At 49.3% G+C, this 21,998-nt stretch carries 21 protein-coding genes and 1 tRNA gene; 16 read left to right on the top strand and 6 right to left on the bottom strand.

The window, feature by feature from the left end; translation table 11 throughout:
- The first annotated feature begins 18 nt into the window (after positions 1-18).
- The 5 genes from A4E54_RS00960 to A4E54_RS00940 all read left to right on the top strand — a co-directional run bounded on the left by A4E54_RS00960 (position 19) and on the right by A4E54_RS00940 (position 6,481).
- The gene (locus A4E54_RS00960; protein ID WP_286723806.1) at positions 19-3,576 is read left to right on the top strand and encodes an S-layer homology domain-containing protein; all 3,558 of its coding nucleotides are present in this window, start codon (positions 19-21) and stop codon (positions 3,574-3,576) included.
- 271 nt (positions 3,577-3,847) lie between these two features.
- Positions 3,848-4,384 (top strand): stage V sporulation T C-terminal domain-containing protein, encoded by a 537-nt coding sequence (locus A4E54_RS00955; RefSeq protein WP_240082946.1) that lies wholly within the window; start codon positions 3,848-3,850, stop codon positions 4,382-4,384.
- A 156-nt stretch (positions 4,385-4,540) separates the two neighbouring features.
- Positions 4,541-5,317 (top strand): DNA/RNA non-specific endonuclease, encoded by a 777-nt coding sequence (locus A4E54_RS00950; RefSeq protein WP_240082823.1) that lies wholly within the window; start codon positions 4,541-4,543, stop codon positions 5,315-5,317.
- Between the two features lie 102 nt (positions 5,318-5,419).
- On the top strand, positions 5,420-5,758 hold the full coding sequence (locus A4E54_RS00945) for a phage holin family protein (protein WP_240082824.1): 339 nt from the start codon (positions 5,420-5,422) through the stop codon (positions 5,756-5,758).
- 234 nt (positions 5,759-5,992) lie between these two features.
- A complete protein-coding gene (locus tag A4E54_RS00940) occupies positions 5,993-6,481 on the top strand; it encodes a hypothetical protein (RefSeq protein ID WP_240082825.1) in 489 nt (162 codons plus the stop codon).
- A 126-nt stretch (positions 6,482-6,607) separates the two neighbouring features.
- Here A4E54_RS00940 and A4E54_RS00935 read toward each other — a convergent pair whose 3' ends face one another.
- Together A4E54_RS00935 and A4E54_RS00930 are read right to left on the bottom strand one after the other, a co-directional pair.
- Positions 6,608-7,114 (bottom strand): hypothetical protein, encoded by a 507-nt coding sequence (locus tag A4E54_RS00935; protein ID WP_240082826.1) that lies wholly within the window; start codon positions 7,112-7,114, stop codon positions 6,608-6,610.
- A gap of 121 nt (positions 7,115-7,235) precedes the next feature.
- Positions 7,236-7,333: transfer RNA gene (locus A4E54_RS00930), tRNA-Sec, on the bottom strand.
- A gap of 257 nt (positions 7,334-7,590) precedes the next feature.
- Here A4E54_RS00930 and A4E54_RS00925 point away from each other — a divergent pair.
- The 11 genes from A4E54_RS00925 (at position 7,591) to hemL (ending at position 18,721) form a co-directional block, all read left to right on the top strand.
- On the top strand, positions 7,591-8,559 hold the full coding sequence (locus tag A4E54_RS00925) for a polyprenyl synthetase family protein (protein ID WP_240082827.1): 969 nt from the start codon (positions 7,591-7,593) through the stop codon (positions 8,557-8,559).
- 55 nt (positions 8,560-8,614) lie between these two features.
- Complete coding sequence (locus A4E54_RS00920) at positions 8,615-9,253, top strand: precorrin-2 dehydrogenase/sirohydrochlorin ferrochelatase family protein (protein WP_240082828.1); 639 nt, start codon at positions 8,615-8,617, stop codon at positions 9,251-9,253.
- The gene (hemA, locus tag A4E54_RS00915; protein WP_240082829.1) at positions 9,228-10,556 is read left to right on the top strand and encodes a glutamyl-tRNA reductase; all 1,329 of its coding nucleotides are present in this window, start codon (positions 9,228-9,230) and stop codon (positions 10,554-10,556) included. Before A4E54_RS00920 ends, hemA begins: the two co-directional genes overlap by 26 nt.
- A gap of 25 nt (positions 10,557-10,581) precedes the next feature.
- Positions 10,582-11,523, top strand: a complete 942-nt coding sequence (hemC, locus tag A4E54_RS00910) for a hydroxymethylbilane synthase (protein WP_240082830.1) — start codon at positions 10,582-10,584, stop codon at positions 11,521-11,523.
- Positions 11,516-13,060, top strand: a complete 1,545-nt coding sequence (gene cobA, locus A4E54_RS00905) for a uroporphyrinogen-III C-methyltransferase (protein WP_240082831.1) — start codon at positions 11,516-11,518, stop codon at positions 13,058-13,060. Before hemC ends, cobA begins: the two co-directional genes overlap by 8 nt.
- A 72-nt stretch (positions 13,061-13,132) precedes the next feature.
- Entirely contained in the window at positions 13,133-14,308 is a 1,176-nt protein-coding gene (gene nirJ1 / locus A4E54_RS00900; protein ID WP_240082832.1) for a putative heme d1 biosynthesis radical SAM protein NirJ1, read from the top strand.
- Positions 14,309-14,449: 141 nt separating this feature from the next.
- A complete protein-coding gene (gene hemB / locus A4E54_RS00895) occupies positions 14,450-15,436 on the top strand; it encodes a porphobilinogen synthase (protein WP_240082833.1) in 987 nt (328 codons plus the stop codon).
- A complete protein-coding gene (gene nirJ2 / locus A4E54_RS00890; RefSeq protein ID WP_240082947.1) occupies positions 15,433-16,419 on the top strand; it encodes a putative heme d1 biosynthesis radical SAM protein NirJ2 in 987 nt (328 codons plus the stop codon). Before hemB ends, nirJ2 begins: the two co-directional genes overlap by 4 nt.
- A gap of 29 nt (positions 16,420-16,448) precedes the next feature.
- Positions 16,449-16,904 carry a siroheme decarboxylase subunit alpha gene (gene ahbA / locus A4E54_RS00885; RefSeq protein WP_240082834.1) on the top strand — a complete coding sequence of 152 codons (456 nt, stop codon included), beginning with the start codon at positions 16,449-16,451 and terminating at the stop codon, positions 16,902-16,904.
- Between the two features lie 14 nt (positions 16,905-16,918).
- Positions 16,919-17,386, top strand: coding sequence for a siroheme decarboxylase subunit beta (ahbB, locus tag A4E54_RS00880; RefSeq protein ID WP_240082948.1), 468 nt, complete (start codon positions 16,919-16,921; stop codon positions 17,384-17,386).
- A gap of 18 nt (positions 17,387-17,404) precedes the next feature.
- On the top strand, positions 17,405-18,721 hold the full coding sequence (hemL, locus tag A4E54_RS00875; protein WP_240082835.1) for a glutamate-1-semialdehyde 2,1-aminomutase: 1,317 nt from the start codon (positions 17,405-17,407) through the stop codon (positions 18,719-18,721).
- On the opposite strand, the gene A4E54_RS00870 is transcribed toward hemL, so the two are convergent.
- The 4 genes from A4E54_RS00870 to A4E54_RS00855 form a co-directional block, all read right to left on the bottom strand.
- The gene (locus A4E54_RS00870; protein ID WP_240082836.1) at positions 18,718-19,044 is read right to left on the bottom strand and encodes a hypothetical protein; all 327 of its coding nucleotides are present in this window, start codon (positions 19,042-19,044) and stop codon (positions 18,718-18,720) included. The two genes, hemL and A4E54_RS00870, sit on opposite strands and share 4 nt — an antisense overlap.
- 2 nt (positions 19,045-19,046) lie before the next feature.
- Positions 19,047-20,258: a DNA polymerase IV gene (locus A4E54_RS00865; RefSeq protein ID WP_286723793.1), complete on the bottom strand. Its 1,212-nt coding sequence runs from the start codon at positions 20,256-20,258 to the stop codon at positions 19,047-19,049.
- Between the two features lie 123 nt (positions 20,259-20,381).
- Complete coding sequence (locus tag A4E54_RS00860) at positions 20,382-21,308, bottom strand: dihydroorotate dehydrogenase (RefSeq protein WP_240082837.1); 927 nt, start codon at positions 21,306-21,308, stop codon at positions 20,382-20,384.
- Positions 21,305-21,998, bottom strand: a 694-nt coding sequence (locus A4E54_RS00855) for a dihydroorotate dehydrogenase electron transfer subunit (RefSeq protein ID WP_286723788.1), incomplete at its 5' end; no start/stop codon positions are given. The genes A4E54_RS00860 and A4E54_RS00855, both read right to left, overlap by 4 nt.

Genomic DNA, 21,998 nt, shown 5'->3' with positions numbered 1-21,998 from the left:
CCGGCGGGTTCTTATGATTTGAGTTTCTATCTCTATCAGCATCCGGATGTCTATGATGATAGCGGAACAATTCTCGGTGCGAATGATTATATCCAAACTCAAATTTCTTTCAATGGGGGAGCCTGGGTAGATTTAGGGCCGCAAATTAAGCGTGTGGACGGGACTGGCTGGGTTCAGCATACCATCACCTTTACATGCAGCACAGGGGATACTGTACGGATTGGTTTGCTGGGTTATTCTGATTATGGGTATAACCTCTACGTCGATGATTTAAGCATCGTTCAAAATTCTACTCCGCAAACTTGCACGGTGACATATGACCCGGAAGGCGGAACAGTAACCCCGGTAACACAGACTAAACTGTTCCAGTCTGCCTACGGCAAAGCTGCCGATGGAATGACGTCTGAACCAATGCCGATACCGGATAAGCCCGGGAATATCTTTGGCGGCTGGTATGACGGAGATAACGGAACAGGAAATCAAATAACGGACGCCACGGCTGTGGATACGACAAGCAATCATACGCTGTATGCGAAGTGGATAAAGATACTCACGGCGGACACCACAGACAACAACGTGGATAATGACATAGAGATAACCTTCGGGGCGGATGCAGCGTTTGAGGGAGCGATCACGGGAGTAAGCTTTGGCGGAACGGCATTGACAGTGACCACAGACTATGTGGTATCCAGCGGAAGAGTAACCTTGAAGCCAAGTGGTGGAAATGCGGTACTGCAAACCCCGGCAACAGCAGATGTAGTGATCACAGCCCCAGGCTATAACAGCTCAACGGTATCCCAGACCATAGAAGCCGGAGCAGTACACAGCCTGACCGTAACGCAGCAGCCTGTGCCCGGAGCTGCCAGTGGAGATGCTTTTGGAACTCAGCCGGTGGTTACGTTGAAGGACCGGTATGGCAACATCTGTTCCACAGGACCGTCTGCAACAGCCAATGTGGTTGCAGCAGCCAAGGCTGGGACGGGAACATGGACCATCGGAGGCACAACTACCAAGGCAGCCGTGGCAGGCGTGGCAACCTTTACAGATCTGACTTGCACTTTGAGCACAGCAGGCAATGGAGCGATTACCTTCACAAGCACTGTGACAGTGGACAGCAACGTTTTTGACATACCAGCAAACCCGGGCAAGGCATTGACGGCGGACACCACAGACAACAACGTGGATAATGACATAGAGATAACCTTCGGGGCGGATGCAGCGTTTGAGGGAGCGATCACGGGAGTAAGCTTTGGCGGAACGGCATTGACAGTGACCACAGACTATGTGGTATCCAGCGGAAAAGTGACCTTGAAGCCAAGTGGTGGAAATGCGGTACTACAAACCCCGGCAACAGCAGATGTAGTGATCACAGCCCCAGGCTATAACAGCTCGACGGTATCCCAGACAATAAATCACGGGGCTGCTATCACAATGGTGGTTACGCAGAACATTACTGCTCCTGATTCTAATGGAGGACAGTTTGCCCAGCAGCCCCAGGTAACCCTGAAGGACACCTACGGCAACACCTGCACAAACGATAACACGACAGTAGTAACAGCATCCAAAGTAGACACAGGTGACTGGATACTCACTGGAACAGTGACCGTGACAGCAAGCGCCGGCGTGGCGACCTTCACCAACTTGGGTGCTACCAACGCGTCGGCAGTCACAGATGCACAACTGGCGTTCGATACCACCGGGCTTACCCGAATAACCAGTGCAAAAGTCAACCTGCCGGCAACTAGCACGCCCACTCTGGCCATTACCACCGTCAGCTTGCCTAACGGCACTGTGGGCGCATTGTATAGCGCAACATTAACAGCGAGCGGCGGGACCGCACCATATACCTGGAGCGCGACTGGTTTGCCGTTGGGTTTAATTCTAGATACCGTATCAGGTCAGGTTTACGGTAATCCTGTTTCCGCCGGAAATTCCACCGTGTCAGCCACGGTATACGACTACTACGGCAGCAGCGACAGCGCTAGTTTCACCCTGACAGTGAACCCGGCATCTGGCTTAACCATCAGTACCAGCAGCCTGCCAGGCGGCAGAGTGGGAATATCTTATAGCGCAACCCTGATTGCCACGGGCGGGACCGAACCTTATACCTGGACCGCAACCGGATTGCCCGCCGGTCTCACCATCAACCAAGCCAGCGGATTGATCAGCGGTATACCTACCTCCGTCGGGACCTCTACCGTGTCCGCTACGGTATACGACAGCGGGGGCCAGAGCACCGGCGAAAGCTTCATCCTGACGATAACGCGCAAATCCAGCGGCAAGGGACCTAGTACATCCCCAACTCAACAGCCGACTTCACCATCGTCAAACGTGGAGATAATGGTCAACGGCAAAGTCGAAGCTGGGATGGCCACCGCCAGTACTACAACGGTCGGTGACCGTACTGTGACCACTGTCGTCCTGGATCCCCAGAAACTTGAGGAAAAGCTGAAACAAGAAGGCGAAAACTCAGTAGTTACCATACCGGTCAGCACCGATGCCGATACGGTTATCGGACAGCTTACCGGGCAGATGGTCAAGAGCATGGAGCAAAAGAGCGCAGTTGTTGAAATAAAGACGGAGAACGCTTCGTACACCCTGCCCGCGGCGCAGATTAATATTGACGATGTTTCAGCCCCACTCGGCCAGAATGTTGAGCTTAAAGACATCAACGTGAACATTGATATTGCCAGGAGCACGGACGAGACGGTCCAATTCGTCGAGGACGCGGCGGAGAAAAATAATTATACCATAGTTGTGCCCCCGGTCGACTTCAAGGTGACCTGCACATACGGGAACAAAATAGTGGAAGTGACGCATTTCAATGCTTTTGTTGAAAGAACCATCGCCATACCGGAGGGGATAGATCCCCAGAGGATAACCACGGCCGTGATCGTGAACAGCGACGGAACATTTACGCACGTGCCAACCAAAATTATAGTCAGGGACGGCAAATATTACGCGGTCGTAAACAGTTTGACCAACAGCACCTACACGGTAATCTGGCATCCCAAGGCGTTCAAGGATGTGGAGAGCCACTGGGCAAAGGATTACGTGAATGAGATGGGCTCAAGGCTGGTTGTCAGCGGCGTCGACGAGAATAATTATTCGCCTGACCGGGAGGTCACCCGCGCCGAGTTCGCGGCAATAATAGTGAGGGCTCTTGGACTCGGTGAAAAGGGCAATAAAAATAACTTCAAAGATGTCAGTGACAGTGACTGGTTTAACGGGGCAGTATCCACGGCGTATGCATATGGTATCATCAACGGTTACAACGACGGGACGTTTAATCCCAATAAGGCTATCTCCAGGGAAGAGGCGATGGTGATTATCGCCGGGGCGGCCAAGCTGGCCGGCATTGATGCCGATAGCGCCGGACCGGATGTGGACGCGCAGCTTGCCAAATTCAAGGATAATGAAAGCATCGACAGCTGGGCCAGGAACTCTGCCGCGGCATGCGTCAAGTCAGGAATAATGGTCGGCGACGACAGTATGCTCACGCCTGATCACGACATTACCAGAGCGGAGGCGGCAACCATTGTTATGAGAATGCTGCAGAAGGCAGAACTGATTTAGATACAAACTGAATAACATTCCATTACTTGGACAGGAGAGTTTACCTGGTAGTTAGTTAATCCGCAAAACGGTGCAAACAACAAGCGTTTGCACCGTTTGAGCATTTATGGCCGGAATGTGTCAGGAATGGATTTTTAAAAATAAATATTTTGTAGACCATACCCCGCAACAAGTCATCCTCTTTCGTATATATATAATGGCTGATGATAATTTTCTACAGGAAATGTCATTATCCGGCAAATACCTAATACAATTGGTGGTGACTTGCATAATGAGGGCAACTGGATTTGTGCGCCGCATAGATGAACTCGGCAGGTTCTTAATACCCAAAGAAATCAGGAACTCACTGCGTATTAAACATTACTCATCTCTAGAAATACTAACCGATTACGAAGGTGAGGTCATTTTTAAGAAATTCTCTCCGATAAAAGAGCTGGGCCTATTAGTGGAAGAATACGCGCAATCCTTATATAATTCACTTGGTCACACTGTTTGTATTGCTGACAAAGAAAATATTATTACCGTGGCCGGCTCTAATAAAAAGAGATTGCTAAACAGACAGCTTAACCCGGAGATCGAAAGGATCATGGAAGAAAGAAGAATAAAGCTTTGCGCGACGCCATTGTCATTAACTGCAGACGATGTTGCGATTTCCACTTCGATTATCATTGCTCCGATAATTGTGGATTGCGATGTTATAGGGGCCGTAATTCTTATGTCTAAAAATCCGGATGCAAAGATGGGGCGGCTTGAGCTAAAAATGGCTGAAACTGCGGCAGGATTCCTGGGAAAACAAATTGCGATATAACAACAGGCAATAATATTTAACCCTTTTTTGAAGGTACCGGAATATTCTCGTCGAATTATAACAAAAGAACAATGTGTTGATTGACCGCCCTAACGGCGGTCGTTGTTATTATTGCACGAATCGACATATTTAGACAGATTAATAATGGAGGCGGTTATGTATAAAAACAAGTCAAAAGCAGCCAATGAGCATCATGATGTCTCAGAAAAACATGATCGGAAAAAGACTGAAGAACATACCTTGACACAAAAAAGTTTACACCCCGGCTTTTTACAAACTCAAGATAATATACTGCAGCTGCAAAGAACAATTGGCAACAAGGCTGTTATGCAATTGCTAAAATCCGCAACCGCCTTGCAACCGGCCGCAGATGGCGGTAATCAAGTTAGTGATAACAGCGCAGTGCTTCAAATGGCTATTGAAGTGGATGATCAGTCTCATGAAGAAGATAATGGGCGCGCGCATCATGTAACAGCGACTGTTTACGGAGAAACTTTAGAGCAAGGCGCAAACCAGCCGAGCGTTGATCCAGAAGGCTGGGATGAATTAAAAGGAGATTCGGCTTACAATACGGAAAATTTGGTGAGGATGCATTTATGGAATGGAAGATTAGGAGGACCAGGCGACAAGAAATGGAACCTGACGCCGGGTGAATCGGATTTTAACTTGCACGAAATGAGTCCGGTTGAAACAGAAATGCAAAGTGAAGTAGACGAAGGAAATATAGTTACCATTGATACGACGGTCACATACGGCAATATGGAAGAGCCGTTATACTACTACCCAACTCATGTAAACTTATCCTGGGCATCATTCGATGGTGAAAACGGCGATGCGCAGAATGAAGGCGAGCTTGATGAAGATGTGCCTGCGCTTGAGGAAGAAGATGGAGAGTGGCTTCCTGACAGTTCAGGGAATGAATCTGAAGAATAATGGGACAGTGTTGCTGGAGGGCAAGAATGGTTCCTTTATGATAAGATCAAGAATATGATATAGAATAAAAGTTGTTTAAGTTTAGATCTGGAGGGACTATCCATGGCAGGGTGGCTGATAAGGTGGATCTTAAACTTTTTTGCTGTGATTTTAACAGCAAGCATTATTAAAGGGTTTGAAGTTACTGTTCCAGGCGCAATATTCGGCTCGATCACTTTAGGGATTATTAACGCTATCATAAGGCCGATAGTAATAATGGTGACGCTGCCGTTAAATGTTATTACGCTGGGCTTGTTTACCCTGGTAATTAACGGACTGATGATATGGCTTGCCGCCGCTGTGATCAAAGGGTTTGATATCCATAGTTTTACAGCAGCAATTATTTCCGCTCTTTTCATATCAATTTTCAGTTTTGTTATCAATTTATTAGTAAAAGATTAACCCCTGAGCCTTTGGTAATTATGGAAGGTAAAACTATGGGCAAGATGGCTTTCAAATATGCGCCTGGATGATGTTCCACCCACTTTAGAGCTTGTTCTGATCGGCGTGCAATGGCTGGCCCATTTCTGTTTGCTTTCATCATTATCAATACATTGCGCAAAAGTCAGATGACGACTAAAATTCAAGCGAACGCTAACAATAAAGGAAACATCGAGATATCGGTGGTGAGCAGAAATGAAAAAATATCGTTCGCCTTTGATGTCGGCCTTGTGGTCGGTAGCCATTCCTGGTTTTGGGCAGCTTTATATCGGGGATTACCTTGTCGGCTTTTTGCTGGTCGCAATGGAATTAATAATTAACATTAAAGCAAGCCTGAATCTAGCCATTCTCTATTCATTCAGGGGAGAGTATCAGAATGCTATTGACGTGGCCGACTTTCAGTGGATATTGTTTTATCCGTGCCTTTACGCGTACTCCATTTGGCATGCGTATAACGAGGCAATGGAGAACAATCGTGGCCTTAGCCAGGTTAAAGAAGCCAGAGTCTCTACCAATACGAAATATAACGGCTTTTTTATCGGGGTTGCTATGGGAGGAACATTGGGTGTTATATATAGTTACGAAATCAGCCCGATATTCTGCGGGATTTTAGGCGGAATAACAGGCGGATTGCTGGGGTCTGTTATTGAAAAATTAGTATTGAACTATAAGCAGCGTAATTAAAATGCATCCCAACCAAGATTCAAAAGCCACCGTAAGAATTAACCAACTTAATTCAATTATATAGCGTGGAGAGAGTGTGGGATTGAAAGCAAAAACCCGGCTGAGCGTGCCGGGTTTTTAATGATCTTATAGACGCGTTACGACTGAAGGAACTAAACTAGCGAATAATAACAGCCATGAAAGTGCGGCTAGCGGTCTTATAAACTGATTAATTACCCGTGTTATGAAAGCAGTAAAGAGTAATCCTATCCCGAGAACCTCATCTAATAATGCTAATAGAACCACTCCAATGGATGATAGGGTTAATTGCCCGAATAACATGATTTCCTGCGGAATGGTGTTTTTTGCTGCTTCGGTTATTATCCTTTCACTTCCAACGGCGATATCCGAAATCGGTACCCCCATAATATAATTCCAGCCTGTGCTAAGCCATTGGAAGACTGGTATTCCATTAAAGATATCAGCCAACGCGGTTGAAATAAAAAATATCATTAGGATTATAGATAAACCTATAAACAATATATTGCCGGGACTCAGAATTTTTTTACCGCTCTTTATAGTAGGACGCATGCTAATAAGATGTTGAAGAAAACTAAAAATAAAACTATATTTGCGAATCTTGAAATAACCCAAGTAATTTACCTCCTTTTTATGAGGAATACACTGTTATTATATATTATTTAGGAAAAATTGTAAACTTATACTTTGGGGGACAAATTTTGAAGGATGAGTTAATTATAAAGAGTGCTGTTGCTGGCGGGAGTGTGTGAGAATCGAACTCACCACGGACAGGAGCACTGCCCGACGACTGGTTTTGAAGACCAGGAGCACCACCAGGCACCATCCACCCCCGCTAGAAATTATAACATACATTCTATTACCCGGCAACGAGAGCCATAATGGAATTAATTCTACTATGCTTTTCGACACTGATAAAAACTTTGTTTGTCTGTTTGTTTATGTATTTTCAACTATCTACTTAATATGGGGAGGAATTTAACATAAATCAGCGAATATTTATTAAGGTGATTTAAAACCGATAAATATGGCTAAGCATGCCACTTTGTTGGCATTTTTGTCTTAAAAACGGAGTAATTGCAGGTGGAAAAATGCTGGAGCTCTATAAAGGCATAGAGGAAGACATGCAAGTTGTAGAAAAAGAGTTGCAGGCAACACTACAGGTGCAAGACCCATTTTTGACAGAAACCTCTACACACCTCTTTTATGCAGGCGGTAAGCGATTGAGGCCTGCGCTGAGTCTGTTGGGAGCCAAGTTTTGCAACTTTAAATTAGAAGATGTAATTCCGCTGGCAGTTGCCCTGGAACTAGTCCACATGGCCACCCTAATTCATGACGACGTGGTTGATAATTCACTTATCCGCCGGGGTGTTCCTACAGTGAACGCCAAGTGGGGTCAAGGTATATCCACTCACATCGGAACATACCTTTTCGCAAAATGCTTGGTTCTTATTTCCCAATACGAAAAGAAAAAGCCATTAATCCCAAAAGTTTTATCTGATGTTAGTGTAAAGATGTGTGAAGGTGAGATCCGGCAGATTACAGCTTCCTTTGATACTGGCCAGGCAACGAAGGACTATTTTTATCGGGTCAAACGCAAAACTGCTTTTCTGATTACGGCAAGTGTACAACTTGGCGCGGTAGCTTGCGGAGCAGACAAAAATATATACCTGCCACTTCGTAGATATGGGAATAATATTGGTATGGCTTTTCAAATAACTGATGATATCCTGGATATGGTGGCTGATCAAAGCAAATTAGGCAAGCCGGTAGGAGGCGATCTCCGCGAGGGAATTATCACCTTGCCGGTTATTTATGCTCTTGAAAAATCCGGAGAGAAAAAGCGTTTGGTGGAATTGGTAAGAAAAACGGAAAAAAGTGAAGAGGAAGTACAGGAAGCAATTGAAATAATCAGAAGCTGTGGAGCTATTGAATGTTCATTTGAAGTAGTAAACAGATATTTGAGCAAGGCCAAAGAAGAACTTATGGCATTGCCGGATTTACCCGCAAGAAATAACCTTTCAATGATTGCTGATTTTATTAAAGTCAGAAAGCATTAAATTTAAAAATGTCTTTAATTTGAATATAAACTATTTATCACGGCGGAGGTTATGGATGGGGCATTACTTGATATCTCTGGACTTAAGTGGTAAATTATGCTTAGTAATCGGCGGCGGGCAGGTGGCGGAACGTAAAGTATGCTCCTTGCTTGAATGCGACGCCTCCGTTCAAGTTGTCGGTCCGGAATTAACCCCAGGTCTCAGGGATATGGCGGAATCCGGCCGGATTCTCTATAGACAGGGGCAATACCGGCCGGCGGACTTAGATAATGTTTTCCTGGTAATCTGTGCCACGGACAACAAAGAAGTAAACCAACAAGTTGCAGGTGACTGCACGGACAGAAATCTTTTTGTGAACATTGTAGACGACCCAAAGAAATGCAATTTCTTCGTTCCTGCCGTAGTCAAACGGGGGGCGCTTTCCATCGCGGTATCGACCGGCGGCAAGAGTCCGTTGCTGGCCAGAAAAATACGCGAGGAACTGGAAACGGCTTACGGCCTTCAATATGGTGAATTTTTAGATTTGATTGCTGATATTCGCCAAGACGTAATTAATAATATATCCGACCCAAAAAAGAAAAAAGAAATTCTTGAGAATATGGTTTGCGACGAAGTGCTGTGTTTTCTTAAAAGCGGCAGGATGGATTTGGTAAAGGAGCGAATAGCTAGTGCTTATCGCAGTAGTCGGACTTAACCACAGAACGGCTCCGGTTAAAGTGCGGGAGAAGTTGTCATTCAGCGGGTTTTCCCTGGAGAAAGCTTTGCAGTTGCTAAAAACTTATCCCGCGATACAAGGATGTGTTATTTTATCGACATGCAACCGGACTGAAGTCTACGCCGCCACGTCGGAGGTGGATGAAGGGCTTAACGCCATCCGGGATTTTTTATCCCGCTGGTCGGGTGTGGATGTTTCCGAAATAATCAATATTACTTATTGCCATGCTCTTTATGATGCTGTCCGGCATCTATTCAGGGTCGCGGCAGGATTGGACTCAATGCTGCTTGGTGAGACCGAAATACTTGGTCAGGTGCGGTCGGCTTACATGCTGGCCTGTGATTATAATACGACCAACCGTATAATAAATACCATGTTTCAACAGGCTATCGCTATCGGCAAGCGCGTCCGTACGGAAACCGGAATCGACCGGAACGCCGTGTCAATCAGTTATGCAGCGGTTGAGCTGGCGAAGAGCAGGCTGGGCAGCCTGTCCAGTTGTTCAGCGCTCATTGTCGGCGCCGGCAAAATGAGTGAACTGGCGGCAAAACACCTGGCGGCAAACAATGTTTCAGGTATTATTGTTTCAAACCGTTCCTTCGACCGGGCAGAGCTGCTTGCGTCACAGATTGCAGGAAAAGCGGTTAATTTTGATGAATTGTCCAAATGCCTTGAAACGGCGGATATTGTAATTAGTTCTACCGCGGCTCCCCATTGTGTAATCAAAACTGACGAAGTAAGTCACATTATCAAAAGAAGGCACGGACGGGAAATGATCATGATTGACTTGGCAGTGCCAAGGGATATCGAAACTGAAGTAGGCGAGCTCAACGGGGTTGCCCTCTATGATGTTGACGACTTGGAGATGGTCGTGGACCGCAACCTGGCCGAAAGAAAACAGGCAGCCATAAAAGCTGAAAAAATAATCGAAGAAGAATTAAGTGAGTTCATGAAGTGGTTGGGGACGCAGTTCGTTATTCCTACTATCTCCGCCTTAAAACAGTGGGGAGAAGAGATTAAACGAAATGAGCTGAGACGCGCGTTAAATCGTTTAGAAAAACTTTCCGAGCACGATCAAAAGGTAGTTTGCTCTCTGGCCAATTCGATTGTCAATCAGATCTTGCATATACCGGTAACTCAGTTAAAAAATTATGCCGTGACCAATGAAGGACATCTCTATACCGAGGTGCTGCAAAATCTTTTTTGCCTGAATGTTCCTGGGCAAAAAACCAAAAATAAAACACCAAATGCCAATGTTGAGAACAAAACCGGTCTTGCCTAAAATAATTAGGAGTTTTGAGCTTTATATGAAAAAAGAAATCGTTATCGGCACAAGGGAAAGCAGGCTGGCTCTTTGGCAGGCCAACTGGGTAAAAGACTGCTTGCAGAAGTATGGGCCGGCATATAGTTTCCGGATAGTGGGCATGAAGACTCTGGGAGATAAAAATCTTGATACAGCCCTGGTGAAAATCGGAGACAAGGGACTTTTTACAAAAGAACTGGAACTGGCCTTGCTGCGTGGTAAAATTGATTTGGCTGTGCACAGTATGAAGGATATGCCCACTGTTTTGCCGGAGGGACTGGCGGTAGGAGCGGTATGCCGCAGGGAAAATCCCGGAGACGTGTTGATTTCCCGTAAGGGCAACAAACTAAAGGATTTGCCTCCGGGCGCGCTTATCGGCACCAGCAGCCTCAGGCGCCGCGCTCAGTTGTGTCACTACCGGAATGATTTTAAAATTATCGACCTGCGAGGCAATATAGACACCCGCCTGAGCAAACTGGAAAGCGAAATGATGGATGCCGTCGTACTTTCCTTCGCGGGGGTGCACCGTCTGGGGCTTGATGACAGGATTACGCAGTTGATTCCTCTTGAAGCGTGTTTACCCGCGGTAGGGCAGGGCTCTATTGGTGTGGAAATACGCGCCGGGGATGAAGAAATGCAGAACCTGACCGGTAGAATTGATCATCATGAGTCGCGTTCAGCTATTACTGCTGAAAGGGCGCTTTTGAGGAAACTTGAAGGCGGCTGCCAGGTACCGGTCGGCGCTCTTGGTACCGTTGAGCACGGGCGCTTATTGCTGGAAGGAGCAGTAGCGGGTTTGGACGGCGGGAAACTAGTGCGCTCTTCATGGTCAGGTTTGGCCGAGGATGCGGTGTCTATCGGCGTACAGCTGGCGGAAAAGCTGTTGCAAAAGGGTGCTGGAGAATTGTTGCGGAATATGCGGCAGGAGAATTGCCATAATGTGTGAAGGTGTTGTTTACCTGGTGGGCGCGGGCCCCGGTAACCCGAAATTAATTACCGTGCGCGGTCTTGAGTTAATCAAAAAAGCCGATACAATTATATATGACCGGTTGGTCGCCCACAGGCTCCTGGCGTTTGTCCGGCCCGGGGCTGAAATTGTTTATGCGGGCAAGGAACCCGGCTGCCACGCTTTAAAACAGGAGGAAATATGCCGGCTGATGGCAGAGAAAGCCGGCGCAGGGAAGGTGGTAGTCCGGCTGAAGGGAGGAGATCCCTTTGTTTTTGGACGTGGCGGAGAAGAGGCCGAAGCTCTTCATGCAGCGGGAGTGCGTTTTGAAGTTGTACCCGGTGTAACCTCAGCCATAGCGGCACCCGCTTATGCCGGCATTCCGGCGACTCACCGGGATTATGCGTCTACCCTGGCTATTATCACCGGAAACGAAGACCCGCTAAAGGATGATTCCAGTATAGCCTGGGACAGAATCGCCACGAGCGCGGATACTTTAATTTTTTTAATGGGTATGGCGAACTTGCAGGAAATAACGCAACGTTTAATAAATAGCGGCCGTTCTTCCCAGACACCGGCGGCGTTGGTGAGATGGGGCACGAGACCGGAGCAGCGCACTCTGGTCGGAACACTGGAGAACATTCATGAGCAGGCCCAAAGATCGGGTTTCACAAACCCGGCTGTAATTATTGTGGGCGAGGTCGTTCTATTAAGGGAAAAACTGAAATGGTTTGAAAACAAACCTCTATTCGGCAAGAAAATATTGATAACCCGTGCAAGGGAACAAGCAAGTGTTCTTTCAGAGATAATTGAAGCCTTTGGCGGTGAAGCAGTGGAATTTCCCACGATAAAAATTGCTGAGCCCGAAGATTTTGCGCCTTTGGACCAGTCTATTAAAGAACTGAATAATTTCAATTGGGTTGTGTTTACCAGTGTAAATGGTGTTGGAGCCTTTTTTAAGCGACTGCGCCACCACCGGAAGGATATCCGTGAACTCCATAATGCCAGGCTTTGCGCTATTGGACCCAAGACAAGAGAATCGCTGGAAAAATACGGGCTTTTGGCGGAATACATGCCCGGTGAATACCGGGCTGAAGAAATAGCCAGGGGGATGCGCGGCAAATTAACATGTGGAGAACGTGTGCTGTTGCCGAGGGCGGCAGAAGCCCGTAAGGTATTGCCTGCGGCGTTGAGCGAAATGGGAGCTGTTGTGACTGAGGTCGCTGCTTATCGTACCGTGCCGGAGTCCGGCAGCGGCGCTGCGTTAAAGGAAATGCTCCGCCGGGGAGAAATAGATCTGGTTACCTTTACCAGCTCCTCCACCGTGCGATATTTTGCTGATATGGTTGGCGGCACATTAATTAACAATATGCGGGGGAAATTCGCTGTCGCCTGTATCGGACCGGTTACAGCCGGCACTGCCCGCGAATTGGGCCTCCAGGTTGACGTGGTGGCGAAGGAATACACAATCGAAGGATTGGTTGAAGTCATTGTTAAATTGCAGGAGTCAGGAGTCAGAAGACAGGAGTCAGAATAAGAGCATGGTTTTTTTATCTTCAAATATTCTGACTCCTGACTCCTGAATACTTGAACAAAGGTGTTGGAATAAATGATCAGCGTGACTAAGCTATTGTGCGGCGGTGACTATTTCGGCGACTCCCTGCGTTACAGCAGCGGAGCGGGAAGCCAGGCACACGGCGTAACTGCGGGATATGGGCCGGTGGTGGTATGGAACAGCACCCGAACCTGCAATTTAAAATGCATCCATTGTTATTCCAGTTCAGACGCAAAAAAATATGAAGGCGAACTGACCACCGGGGAAGCGCGGCGTTTTATCGAGCACCTGGCGGAGTTTAATGTACCTGTTCTCTTGATTTCAGGCGGCGAACCGCTTCTAAGAAATGATCTGGCTGAACTGATTGCTTACGCGGTCGGCAAGGGCATCCGGATAACTTTATCATCGAACGGCACATTGCTGAATGAGGAAAGAGTTAAATTATTCAATGAATTGGGTATCGGTTATATTGGTGTCAGTCTTGACGGCACCGGTGCAATAAATGATCGCTTCCGGGGCCGCAACGGTGCTTTTAACGCTGCCCTCAACGGCATCAGGAACTGTGTCACCGTAGGACAGCGGGTAGGATTGCGATTTACTATTAACAGGCATAATTATCATGAAATAAATGATATTTTTGACTTGATTGAAAAGGAAAATATACCCCGGGTTTGCTTCTACCACTTGGTCTACGCCGGCCGGGGAAGCAAAATGGCGGAGGAGGACATATCCAGGGATGAAACACGAGCGGCAGTAGACTTGATTATGGAGCGTACGGCGGACTTCCACCGGCGCGGTATCAAGAAAGAAATATTGACGGTGGATAATCACGCCGACGGTATATACATATATCTAAAGCTTAAAAAAACCGACCCGGCAAGAGCGGAACAGGTTTTAACGCTGCTCCGGCTGAACGGCGGCAACCGCACCGGGATGGCGATTGGAGCGGTAGATTGGAACGGCAACGTCCACCCCGACCAGTTTACCCAAAACCTTACTTTTGGCAATGTGCGGGACAGGAAATTCGGGGAAATATGGACCGATTATTCTCAGCCTGTTTTAGCGGGGTTGAAAAACAGGAAGCCCCTGCTGAAAGGGCGCTGCGCCGCATGCAAGTGGCTGGATCTCTGCAACGGCAACTTCCGGGCCCGCGCCGAAGCGGTAACCGGTGACTTCTGGGAAGCGGACCCGGCCTGTTACCTGACCGACGAAGAGATCGGACTGCAATAGAAGAAAGGACAAAGAGGACAATGGGGACGGTTCTTATTGTCTGGTACAGAACCACAAACAATGCAAACAATGAGAACCGTCCCCATTATCTTCTCACATTGTCTTCTTGTCCCACATTAATAACTATGGAGGTCTTATACAATGTCTTTCCCCGAGCAGCGTCCAAGGCGTTTACGGTCGAATGAAATTATCCGCCGGATGGTACGTGAGACGGCTTTATCCGTGGACGACTTCTTATATCCCGTTTTCGTTACTCATGGGAAGGGTATCGCCCGGCCTGTCGAGGCTATGCCCGGCATATACAACTACTCGATAGACAGACTGCTGGAAGAGTTGACGGATGTAACAGGGCTGGGAATACCCGGTGTTCTTCTTTTCGGCATCCCCGCAGTTAAAGATGAGCTTGGCTCGGAGGCGTACGCCCGCGACGGTATTGTCCAGAAAGCGGTGCGGGCAATTAAAAAGACCTTTCCCGGTTTATTGGTTGTTACCGATATATGTCTCTGTGAGTATACCAGTCACGGTCATTGCGGCGTTGTTGAGAACGGCAGTGTGTTAAACGACCCAACTCTTGAATTGCTGGCGAGGACAGCAGTGTCTCACGCGGCGGCAGGAGCGGACATGGTTGCTCCTTCCGATATGATGGACGGCCGTGTGGGGGCGATTCGCGCGGCGCTGGATGCCAAAGAGTTTGAAAATGTTTTAATTATGGCTTACTCCGCCAAGTACGCCTCGGCCTTTTACGGACCTTTTCGTGAAGCGGCGGGCTCGGCCCCGCAATTTGGCGACCGCAAGACTTACCAGATGGACCCGGCCAATGCCGGTGAAGCGCTGCGGGAGGTCCGGCTGGATATCGAAGAGGGTGCCGACATCGTCATGGTCAAGCCCGCCCTGGCTTATTTGGATGTGATCCGGCGGGTCAAGGACGAGACAGGTTTTCCGGTGGCGGCGTACAATGTCAGCGGTGAATACAGTATGATCAAGGCGGCCGCGCAAAAGGGCTGGATCGATGAGCGAAAGATTGTGCTGGAGTTGCTCACCGGCATCAAGAGGGCGGGAGCGGACATTATTCTCACTTACCACGCTAGAGATGCGGCAAGATGGCTGCGGGAAGGGGAACAGCCGTGATAGTATCCTGGAATACCACCAACGCCTGCAACATGTACTGCCGGCACTGCTACCGCGATGCCGGGGAGAGGTCAAATGAGGAACTGGATACAAAGGAAGGCCTGGCGCTGGTAGATCAGATAGCCGAAGCCGGTTTTAAGATCATGATCTTCAGCGGCGGCGAGCCGCTGATGCGCGGCGACATTTATACATTGGTAGCGCGGGCGAAGGAAAAAGGTCTGAGACCTGTTTTCGGCACCAACGGCACTTTGATCAACGGGGAAGTGGCCCGGCGGCTCAAGGAATCCGGCGCTGCGGTAATGGGAATCAGCCTGGACAGCGTCGACCCGGCCAGTCATGACGACTTCAGAGCCGCTCCGGGAGCGTGGCAGGGGGCGGTGGAAGGGATGCGCGCCTGCCGGTCGGTTGGCCTTCCTTTTCAGATTCATACCACCGTGATGGAATGGAATCTGCCTGAAATAGAGAAATTAACCGACTTTGCAGTGGATATAGGCGCTGTCGGGCATCATATTTTTTTCCTGGTTCCATCCGGCCGCGCTGTCAACATTGAGGCCGAATCATTAAAAGCCGCTCAGTACGAGGCACTGCTGCACCGGATAATGCGCAAACAAGCTGAAGTTAAAATTGAGCTAAAGCCGACATGTGCCCCTCAATTTATGCGGATTGCCGCCCAGTTGGGGGTAAAGACTCGTTTCAGCAAAGGCTGCCTGGCCGGAATATCTTACTGCATAGTCAGCCCTAAAGGTATCGTCCAGCCGTGCGCCTACCTAAATATCCCGGCCGGTAATGTCCGCGAGAAGACTTTCGGTGAAATCTGGCATAATTCTAATATTTTCCATTCATTGAGAAAAGAGGAGTACGAAGGAAGCTGCGGCTCCTGTAAATACAAACAGGTTTGTGGCGGTTGCCGGGCCCGCGCCTATTTCTATCATGGTGATTATCTGGCTGAAGAACCGTGGTGTCTTTACCGGACCGAACACTAAAGGTTATAAGTCTGAAGGGGTCTTGGTTTATGCGTTTGGACAAGATCGACCGGAAATTATTAAATTTGGTGCAGGAGAAATTTCCTCTATTGTCGGAACCATACCGCAAGCTGGGGGAAATTATCGGTATTAGCGAGGGTGAAGTCCTGGCCAGGCTGAAGCAAATGCAGGACGAAGGAGTAATCCGCCGCTTGGGCGCCGTTTTTGAATCAAGAAAACTTGGCTATAGCGGCACTCTATGCGCCATGCGTGTTGAACCGGATAGAGTGGATGAGGTAGCGGCTATAATTAATTCTTTCCCCGGCGTGACCCATAACTACCTGAGAGAACACCAGATTAATATATGGTTTACCGTGTTGGCCGGCAGCGAAGATGAGTTGGGAGAAATATTAAATCTAATGCGGGAAAAAACAGGTATTAGGGAAATAATGGAACTTCCCGCGGAAGAAGTATTCAAAATTAAAGTGAATTTCAGTCTCAGTTGAACGAGGTGGATAAAATCCTAACCGAACAAGACAAAAAGATAATCAGAGCTCTGCAAAACGGCCTGCCTCTGGTTACCCGTCCCTATCAGTCGATAGCGGAAGAATTAGAGATGACCGAGGATGAGCTTGTAGAGAAGATCAGAAGTTTTATTACCGACGGAAAAATCAGACGTTTTGGAGCGACCGTGCGGCATTTTGAGCTCGGCTTCGTGGCAAACGCCATGGTGGTGTGGGATGTGCCGGAAGAGAAGGTGTCTGAGACAGGCCGGATAATGGCTGGTTTTAAAGAAGTCACTCACTGCTACCGGCGTCCGCGGCGTCCCGGTTGGCCTTATAACCTTTTTACCGTTGTTCATGGGCAAAGCCGGGAATACTGTGCAGGAATCGCCAAAAGGCTGTCCCGGGCCACCGGGGTAACAAATTATTCCCTGCTGTACAGCACCGCTGAGCTTAAAAAAAGCAGCATGCGTTATTTTGAATAGAAAAGAGGTTAGCATCAGGTGGCCAGGAATTATACCAGGTCGGTTGAGCTTTTTGAGCAAGCGAAAAAAGTTATCCCCGGCGGTGTCAACAGTCCGGTGCGCGCCTTCAAATCGGTGGATTCAACCCCGCTTTTTATTGAACGGGGTGAAGGACCGTTGGTTTATGACGCTGACGGGAACGAATACGTTGACTACGTGGGCTCGTGGGGGCCGCTGATCCTGGGGCACCGTCACCCGCGGGTGGTTGAGGCGCTGAAGCGCTGCCTGGACGAGACCGGGACCAGCTTTGGGGCGCCGACTGAATTGGAGAATGTCCTGGCCGGCATGATTGTTGACGCCGTACCCTCTGTGGAAATGGTGCGCCTGGTTAATTCCGGCACCGAAGCCGTCATGAGCGCGCTCCGGCTGGCCAGGGGATATACGAAGAGGAATAAAATCGTCAAGTTTGAAGGATGCTACCACGGGCACGCCGATTATCTGTTGATTAAGGCTGGTTCCGGAGCGCTGACGCTGGGTGTGCCCACTAGTCCCGGAGTAACGGCCGGTACGGCTGCCGATACTATAAACGCGGCATACAACGACTTAACTTATTTGGATGAGTTGTTTAAACGACAAGGCGAAGAAATCGCGGCGGTGGTTGTGGAACCGGTAGCGGGAAATATGGGTGTCGTTCCGCCCGCCCCGGGTTTTCTGGAAGGGCTGCGCCGGTTGACCCGGGAATACGGCAGCCTGTTGATTTTTGACGAAGTAATGACCGGGTTTCGTGTGGCTTACGGCGGGGCGCAGCAGCTTTACGGAGTAACCCCGGACTTAACCTGCCTCGGCAAAGTGATTGGAGGCGGTCTGCCGGTGGGCGCATACGGCGGCAGTGTCAAAATTATGGAGCAGGTGTCACCTGCGGGGCCGGTATACCAGGCCGGAACGCTATCAGGAAACCCCCTGGCGGTGACGGCCGGTATCGCCACTCTGAAAATTTTAAGCCGGCCGGGTGTTTATGAAAGTCTCGAAGAAAAGTCGGCAAAACTTGCCGGCCAACTGGCTGACGCAGCCGGGGAAACCGGCGCGGAAGTTTGTTTCAACCGGGTCGGGTCGATGTTGTGCGCCTTTTTTACCGGAGCAAGAGTTAATAATTATTCCAGCGCGTGTTCATCAAATACCCAACGCTACACCGCTTTCTTTAAATCCATGCTGGAGCAGGGAATTTACCTGGCCCCTTCCCAATTTGAAGCGGCGTTTATTTCCCTGGTGCACAGCGACAAGGAATTGGCAAGAACTGCGGAAGCGGCGCGGAGCGCTTTCCGGGCGGCAATGACGGCAGCCGGGGCCACAACCTAAGAGCCGGGATTATTTCTGGGCTGAAAAAGGGCGCAGGCGTTAAGGTGTTCACCACAGCAGGTAACGGCGTTCTGCAGCCCGACTTTGCCGATTTCCTTCAAAAATTCCCCGATATCAATTTCAGACGGAATTTTTCTCTTCATGGCAAAATACTTGGGGATGAGGGCGGCGCACCCCATTTTTTTCTCCTCTCTGCCGATAATTATGATGTAGAACCGGCATTTTCCACAGGTGTTCACCGCTTTTTGTTTGGATTCCGGGATAAAGAGCCGGTGACTTGAATACAGGTAATTTCTCCTGTAGTAATTCGTTGTGTTGGACACTGTCAGTCCCCCCACCTGTTCTGGAGCATTACGCTGACGCCGGTCAGGGATGTCGCTTTAAAGACTGCTGTTTCACCATGGCGGTCTTTGATTTTATCCAAAGCGCGTGTAAGCTTCCTCTTTTTTTCGGTGATGCCGAACAGATCCAACTGCTCTTCTGAATTTTTAATCAAGTGGGAAAGAGTGAGACCTACCATTCTCACCGGCTTCCAGTGCGGCCAGTGCCGGTGCAGAAGTACAACGGCGGTACTGTAGATGTCCTCCGATAAGTCAGAGAAATAAGGCATGGATTGAGTCCGGTGCAGGTATTGGAATTCGGTATCCTTAAGGGTAAGCCCGACGGTTTTGCCGGTATAGCCTCCGATACGCACCCGTCTGCCCACTATTTCCGAGAGTTCGTGAATAATCACCTGGATGTTTTCATGCCCGGCCAGATCTTTGGGGAGAGTAATTTGGTGGCCGGCTGATTTAACCACCTCCAGGCTTGCCGGGTTGACCGGTGAATAATCCACGCCGTTAGCCGAGTTCTTTAAGATTAACCCGATTAGCCCGAACCGCTTTTTTAAGATATTGGCCGGATAGTTGGCCAGGTCTCCGATGGAATGTATATTAAGGAGCCACAGTTTTTTTTCCATCCGGCGCCCCACGCCGAAAAGCTTTTTTACCGGCAGGGGCCAGAACACGCGGGGAACGTCCTGAAGATCAACTTTGGTAATGCCCAGCGGTTTTTTAATCTCCGCCGCCATTTTGCTTATAATCTTGTTCGGGCCGATCCCAACGGAGGTGGGTATGCCCGTTTCTTCCTGAATATCCTTTTGAAGACGCGCGGCTATTTCCTCTGAGGAATCTGTTTTATGGAGATACTCTGTGCCGGTCAAGTCAACCCAGCTTTCGTCGATGCTGAATGGCTCCACCAGGGGGGAATACCGGCGCTTGATCCTGAGAATCCGCGCCGAGAAGTCAACGTACAAACTGTGCTGCGGGGAAACGATCACGCCTTTGTCTCCCAGTTTTTCGCGGGCCTCCCGTACCGCCATGCCAGTTTTGATGCCGTATTGACGTTTTGCTATATAGTTGGCCGCCAGACAGATCCCGTGGCGCTTTTTTTCCTCCCCGCCGACAACCACGGGAATATCGGCCAGTTCAGGATTTAAAGCGATATGGCAGGAGGCGAAAAAAGAGTTTGCGTCAATGAGAAGGATAGGGCACTTCAAAACCATCACTCCAAACAAGTGTTTGCGCAATATATTATAACCAAAACACTTGTTCGCAGGCAATGGATAATTATAGCACCATTTAAAATATAAGCCGACAGCTGTTATGCCGCCGGTCTTTATTCATGATTTTTGGGCCAAGCCGGTAAGTTCGTCGATGTTTTCGATGCCGTTTTCACAAAGGTAGTTCTCTATACCTTCAAGCACATCCATGGTTGCCCGGGGGTTGACAAAGTTGGCGGTACCCACTGCCACGGCAGTGGCCCCGGCCAGGATAAACTCAATTGCATCCTCGGCTGTCGTAATACCGCCCATGCCGATAATAGGCAGCTTTACCTCCCGGTATACCTGCCAGACCGCCCGTACCGCCACCGGTTTGACTGCCGGGCCGGAGAGCCCTCCCAGCAAGTTTCCCAACACCGGGCGTTTCTTTTTTATGTCGATGGCCATACCCAATACGGTATTAATCATGGAAAGGGCGTCTGCTCCCGCTTCCGCCACTTTTTCGGCCACCGCCACGATGCTGGTTACATTAGGTGAAAGCTTAACAATCACCGGCAGGCCTGTGCTTGCCTTCACCGCGCGGGTGACTTCCGCCGCCATGGCCGGGTCACTGCCGAACTGCATGCCGCCTTTTTTAACATTGGGGCAGGAGATGTTCACTTCCAGGCCGCCCACACCGGAGGCGCGGCTGAGTTTTTCAGCCAGCAGGGCATAATCATCCACAGTGTCGCCGGCAATGTTGACAATAACCGGCAGGTCATAATCCGCCAGGAAGGGGAGTGCTTCGGAGATGAAACGCTCCACGCCGGGATTTTGCAGGCCGATGGAATTCAAGATGCCGGCCGGTGTTTCCGCAAGCCTGGGGGTGGGGTTGCCGGTTCTCGGCAGCAGGGTAATACCCTTCACCACAATGGCGCCCAAACGGTTTAAGTCAAGGTAAGGCGAGTATTCCGGCCCGAAGCCGAAGGTTCCCGAAGCGGTGGTGACCGGGTTTTTCATCAGAATACCTCCGACGTTTACGGACAGATTCGGCTTGACTCCGCTCATTCCCATACCACCTCCCCGGCCGGAAAAACCGGGCCGTCCACACAGGCCCGCCGGTATTGCACACCGTTTTTCCCGCCCCGGGCTTTGCAGGCGCAGGAGAGGCAGGCCCCTACACCGCAGCCCATCCGTTCTTCTAGGGATACCTCGCCGGGAATGCCGGCTGCGGCAATAATATCTGTCAGCCGTTTAAGCATTCCGGAAGGGCCGCAGCCGTAAACCTTTGCATCATCGCCGCGCCGGACCGGGCCGTTTTGATTATCGCTCTTCCGTACATATTCCTCAAATAAATCGGCAACTGTTCCATGGTAGCCGGTTGAACCGTCGTCGGTGGAAGGAACAACCCGGTGACCCGATTCCTTAATTTCATTCATAAAGAATAATTGTTTTTGGGTGGCCGCTCCCAGAAAGACATCGGCGCTGATTTCTGAAACAGCTATTTCCTGCAGAAAAAAATAGAGCGGGGCAATGCCGATGCCGCCGGCCACAACGAGAACCCGCGCGTGACTTTGGGGCATCGAAAACCCGTGACCGAGCGGCCCCAACAAGCTGATCGTGTCACCGCTATTATTTTTCGATAGAAGGGCGGTGCCCCTTCCGGCAACTCGATAAAAAAGAATAACCTCGCCCTTTTCCCGATCCACGGCGTGGATGCTGACCGGTCTGCGCAACAGCGGGTCTAAAGTATGCCCG

Origin of the sequence: Pelotomaculum sp. PtaB.Bin117 (assembly GCF_002067195.1) — a bacterium.
Classification (GTDB): Bacteria; Bacillota; Desulfotomaculia; order Desulfotomaculales; family Pelotomaculaceae; genus Pelotomaculum_D; species Pelotomaculum_D terephthalicicum.
Note: the sequence above shows the minus strand (reverse complement) of the source record. Positions and strands in the feature narration are given on the sequence as shown.

What these genes read in the sequence shown, in the direction of transcription:
- A4E54_RS00860 (WP_240082837.1), bottom strand. Translation starts at nt 21,308, where the DNA reads ATGAGCGGAGTCAAGCCGAATCTGTCCGTAAACGTCGGAGGTATTCTG.
- nirJ1 (WP_240082832.1), top strand. Translation starts at nt 13,133, where the DNA reads ATGATCAGCGTGACTAAGCTATTGTGCGGCGGTGACTATTTCGGCGAC.
- A4E54_RS00945 (WP_240082824.1), top strand. Translation starts at nt 5,420, where the DNA reads ATGGCAGGGTGGCTGATAAGGTGGATCTTAAACTTTTTTGCTGTGATT.
- A4E54_RS00950 (WP_240082823.1), top strand. Translation starts at nt 4,541, where the DNA reads ATGTATAAAAACAAGTCAAAAGCAGCCAATGAGCATCATGATGTCTCA.
- hemB (WP_240082833.1), top strand. Translation starts at nt 14,450, where the DNA reads ATGTCTTTCCCCGAGCAGCGTCCAAGGCGTTTACGGTCGAATGAAATT.
- A4E54_RS00940 (WP_240082825.1), top strand. Translation starts at nt 5,993, where the DNA reads ATGAAAAAATATCGTTCGCCTTTGATGTCGGCCTTGTGGTCGGTAGCC.
- A4E54_RS00925 (WP_240082827.1), top strand. Translation starts at nt 7,591, where the DNA reads ATGCTGGAGCTCTATAAAGGCATAGAGGAAGACATGCAAGTTGTAGAA.
- cobA (WP_240082831.1), top strand. Translation starts at nt 11,516, where the DNA reads ATGTGTGAAGGTGTTGTTTACCTGGTGGGCGCGGGCCCCGGTAACCCG.
- A4E54_RS00920 (WP_240082828.1), top strand. Translation starts at nt 8,615, where the DNA reads ATGGGGCATTACTTGATATCTCTGGACTTAAGTGGTAAATTATGCTTA.
- ahbA (WP_240082834.1), top strand. Translation starts at nt 16,449, where the DNA reads ATGCGTTTGGACAAGATCGACCGGAAATTATTAAATTTGGTGCAGGAG.
- A4E54_RS00955 (WP_240082946.1), top strand. Translation starts at nt 3,848, where the DNA reads ATGAGGGCAACTGGATTTGTGCGCCGCATAGATGAACTCGGCAGGTTC.
- hemC (WP_240082830.1), top strand. Translation starts at nt 10,582, where the DNA reads ATGAAAAAAGAAATCGTTATCGGCACAAGGGAAAGCAGGCTGGCTCTT.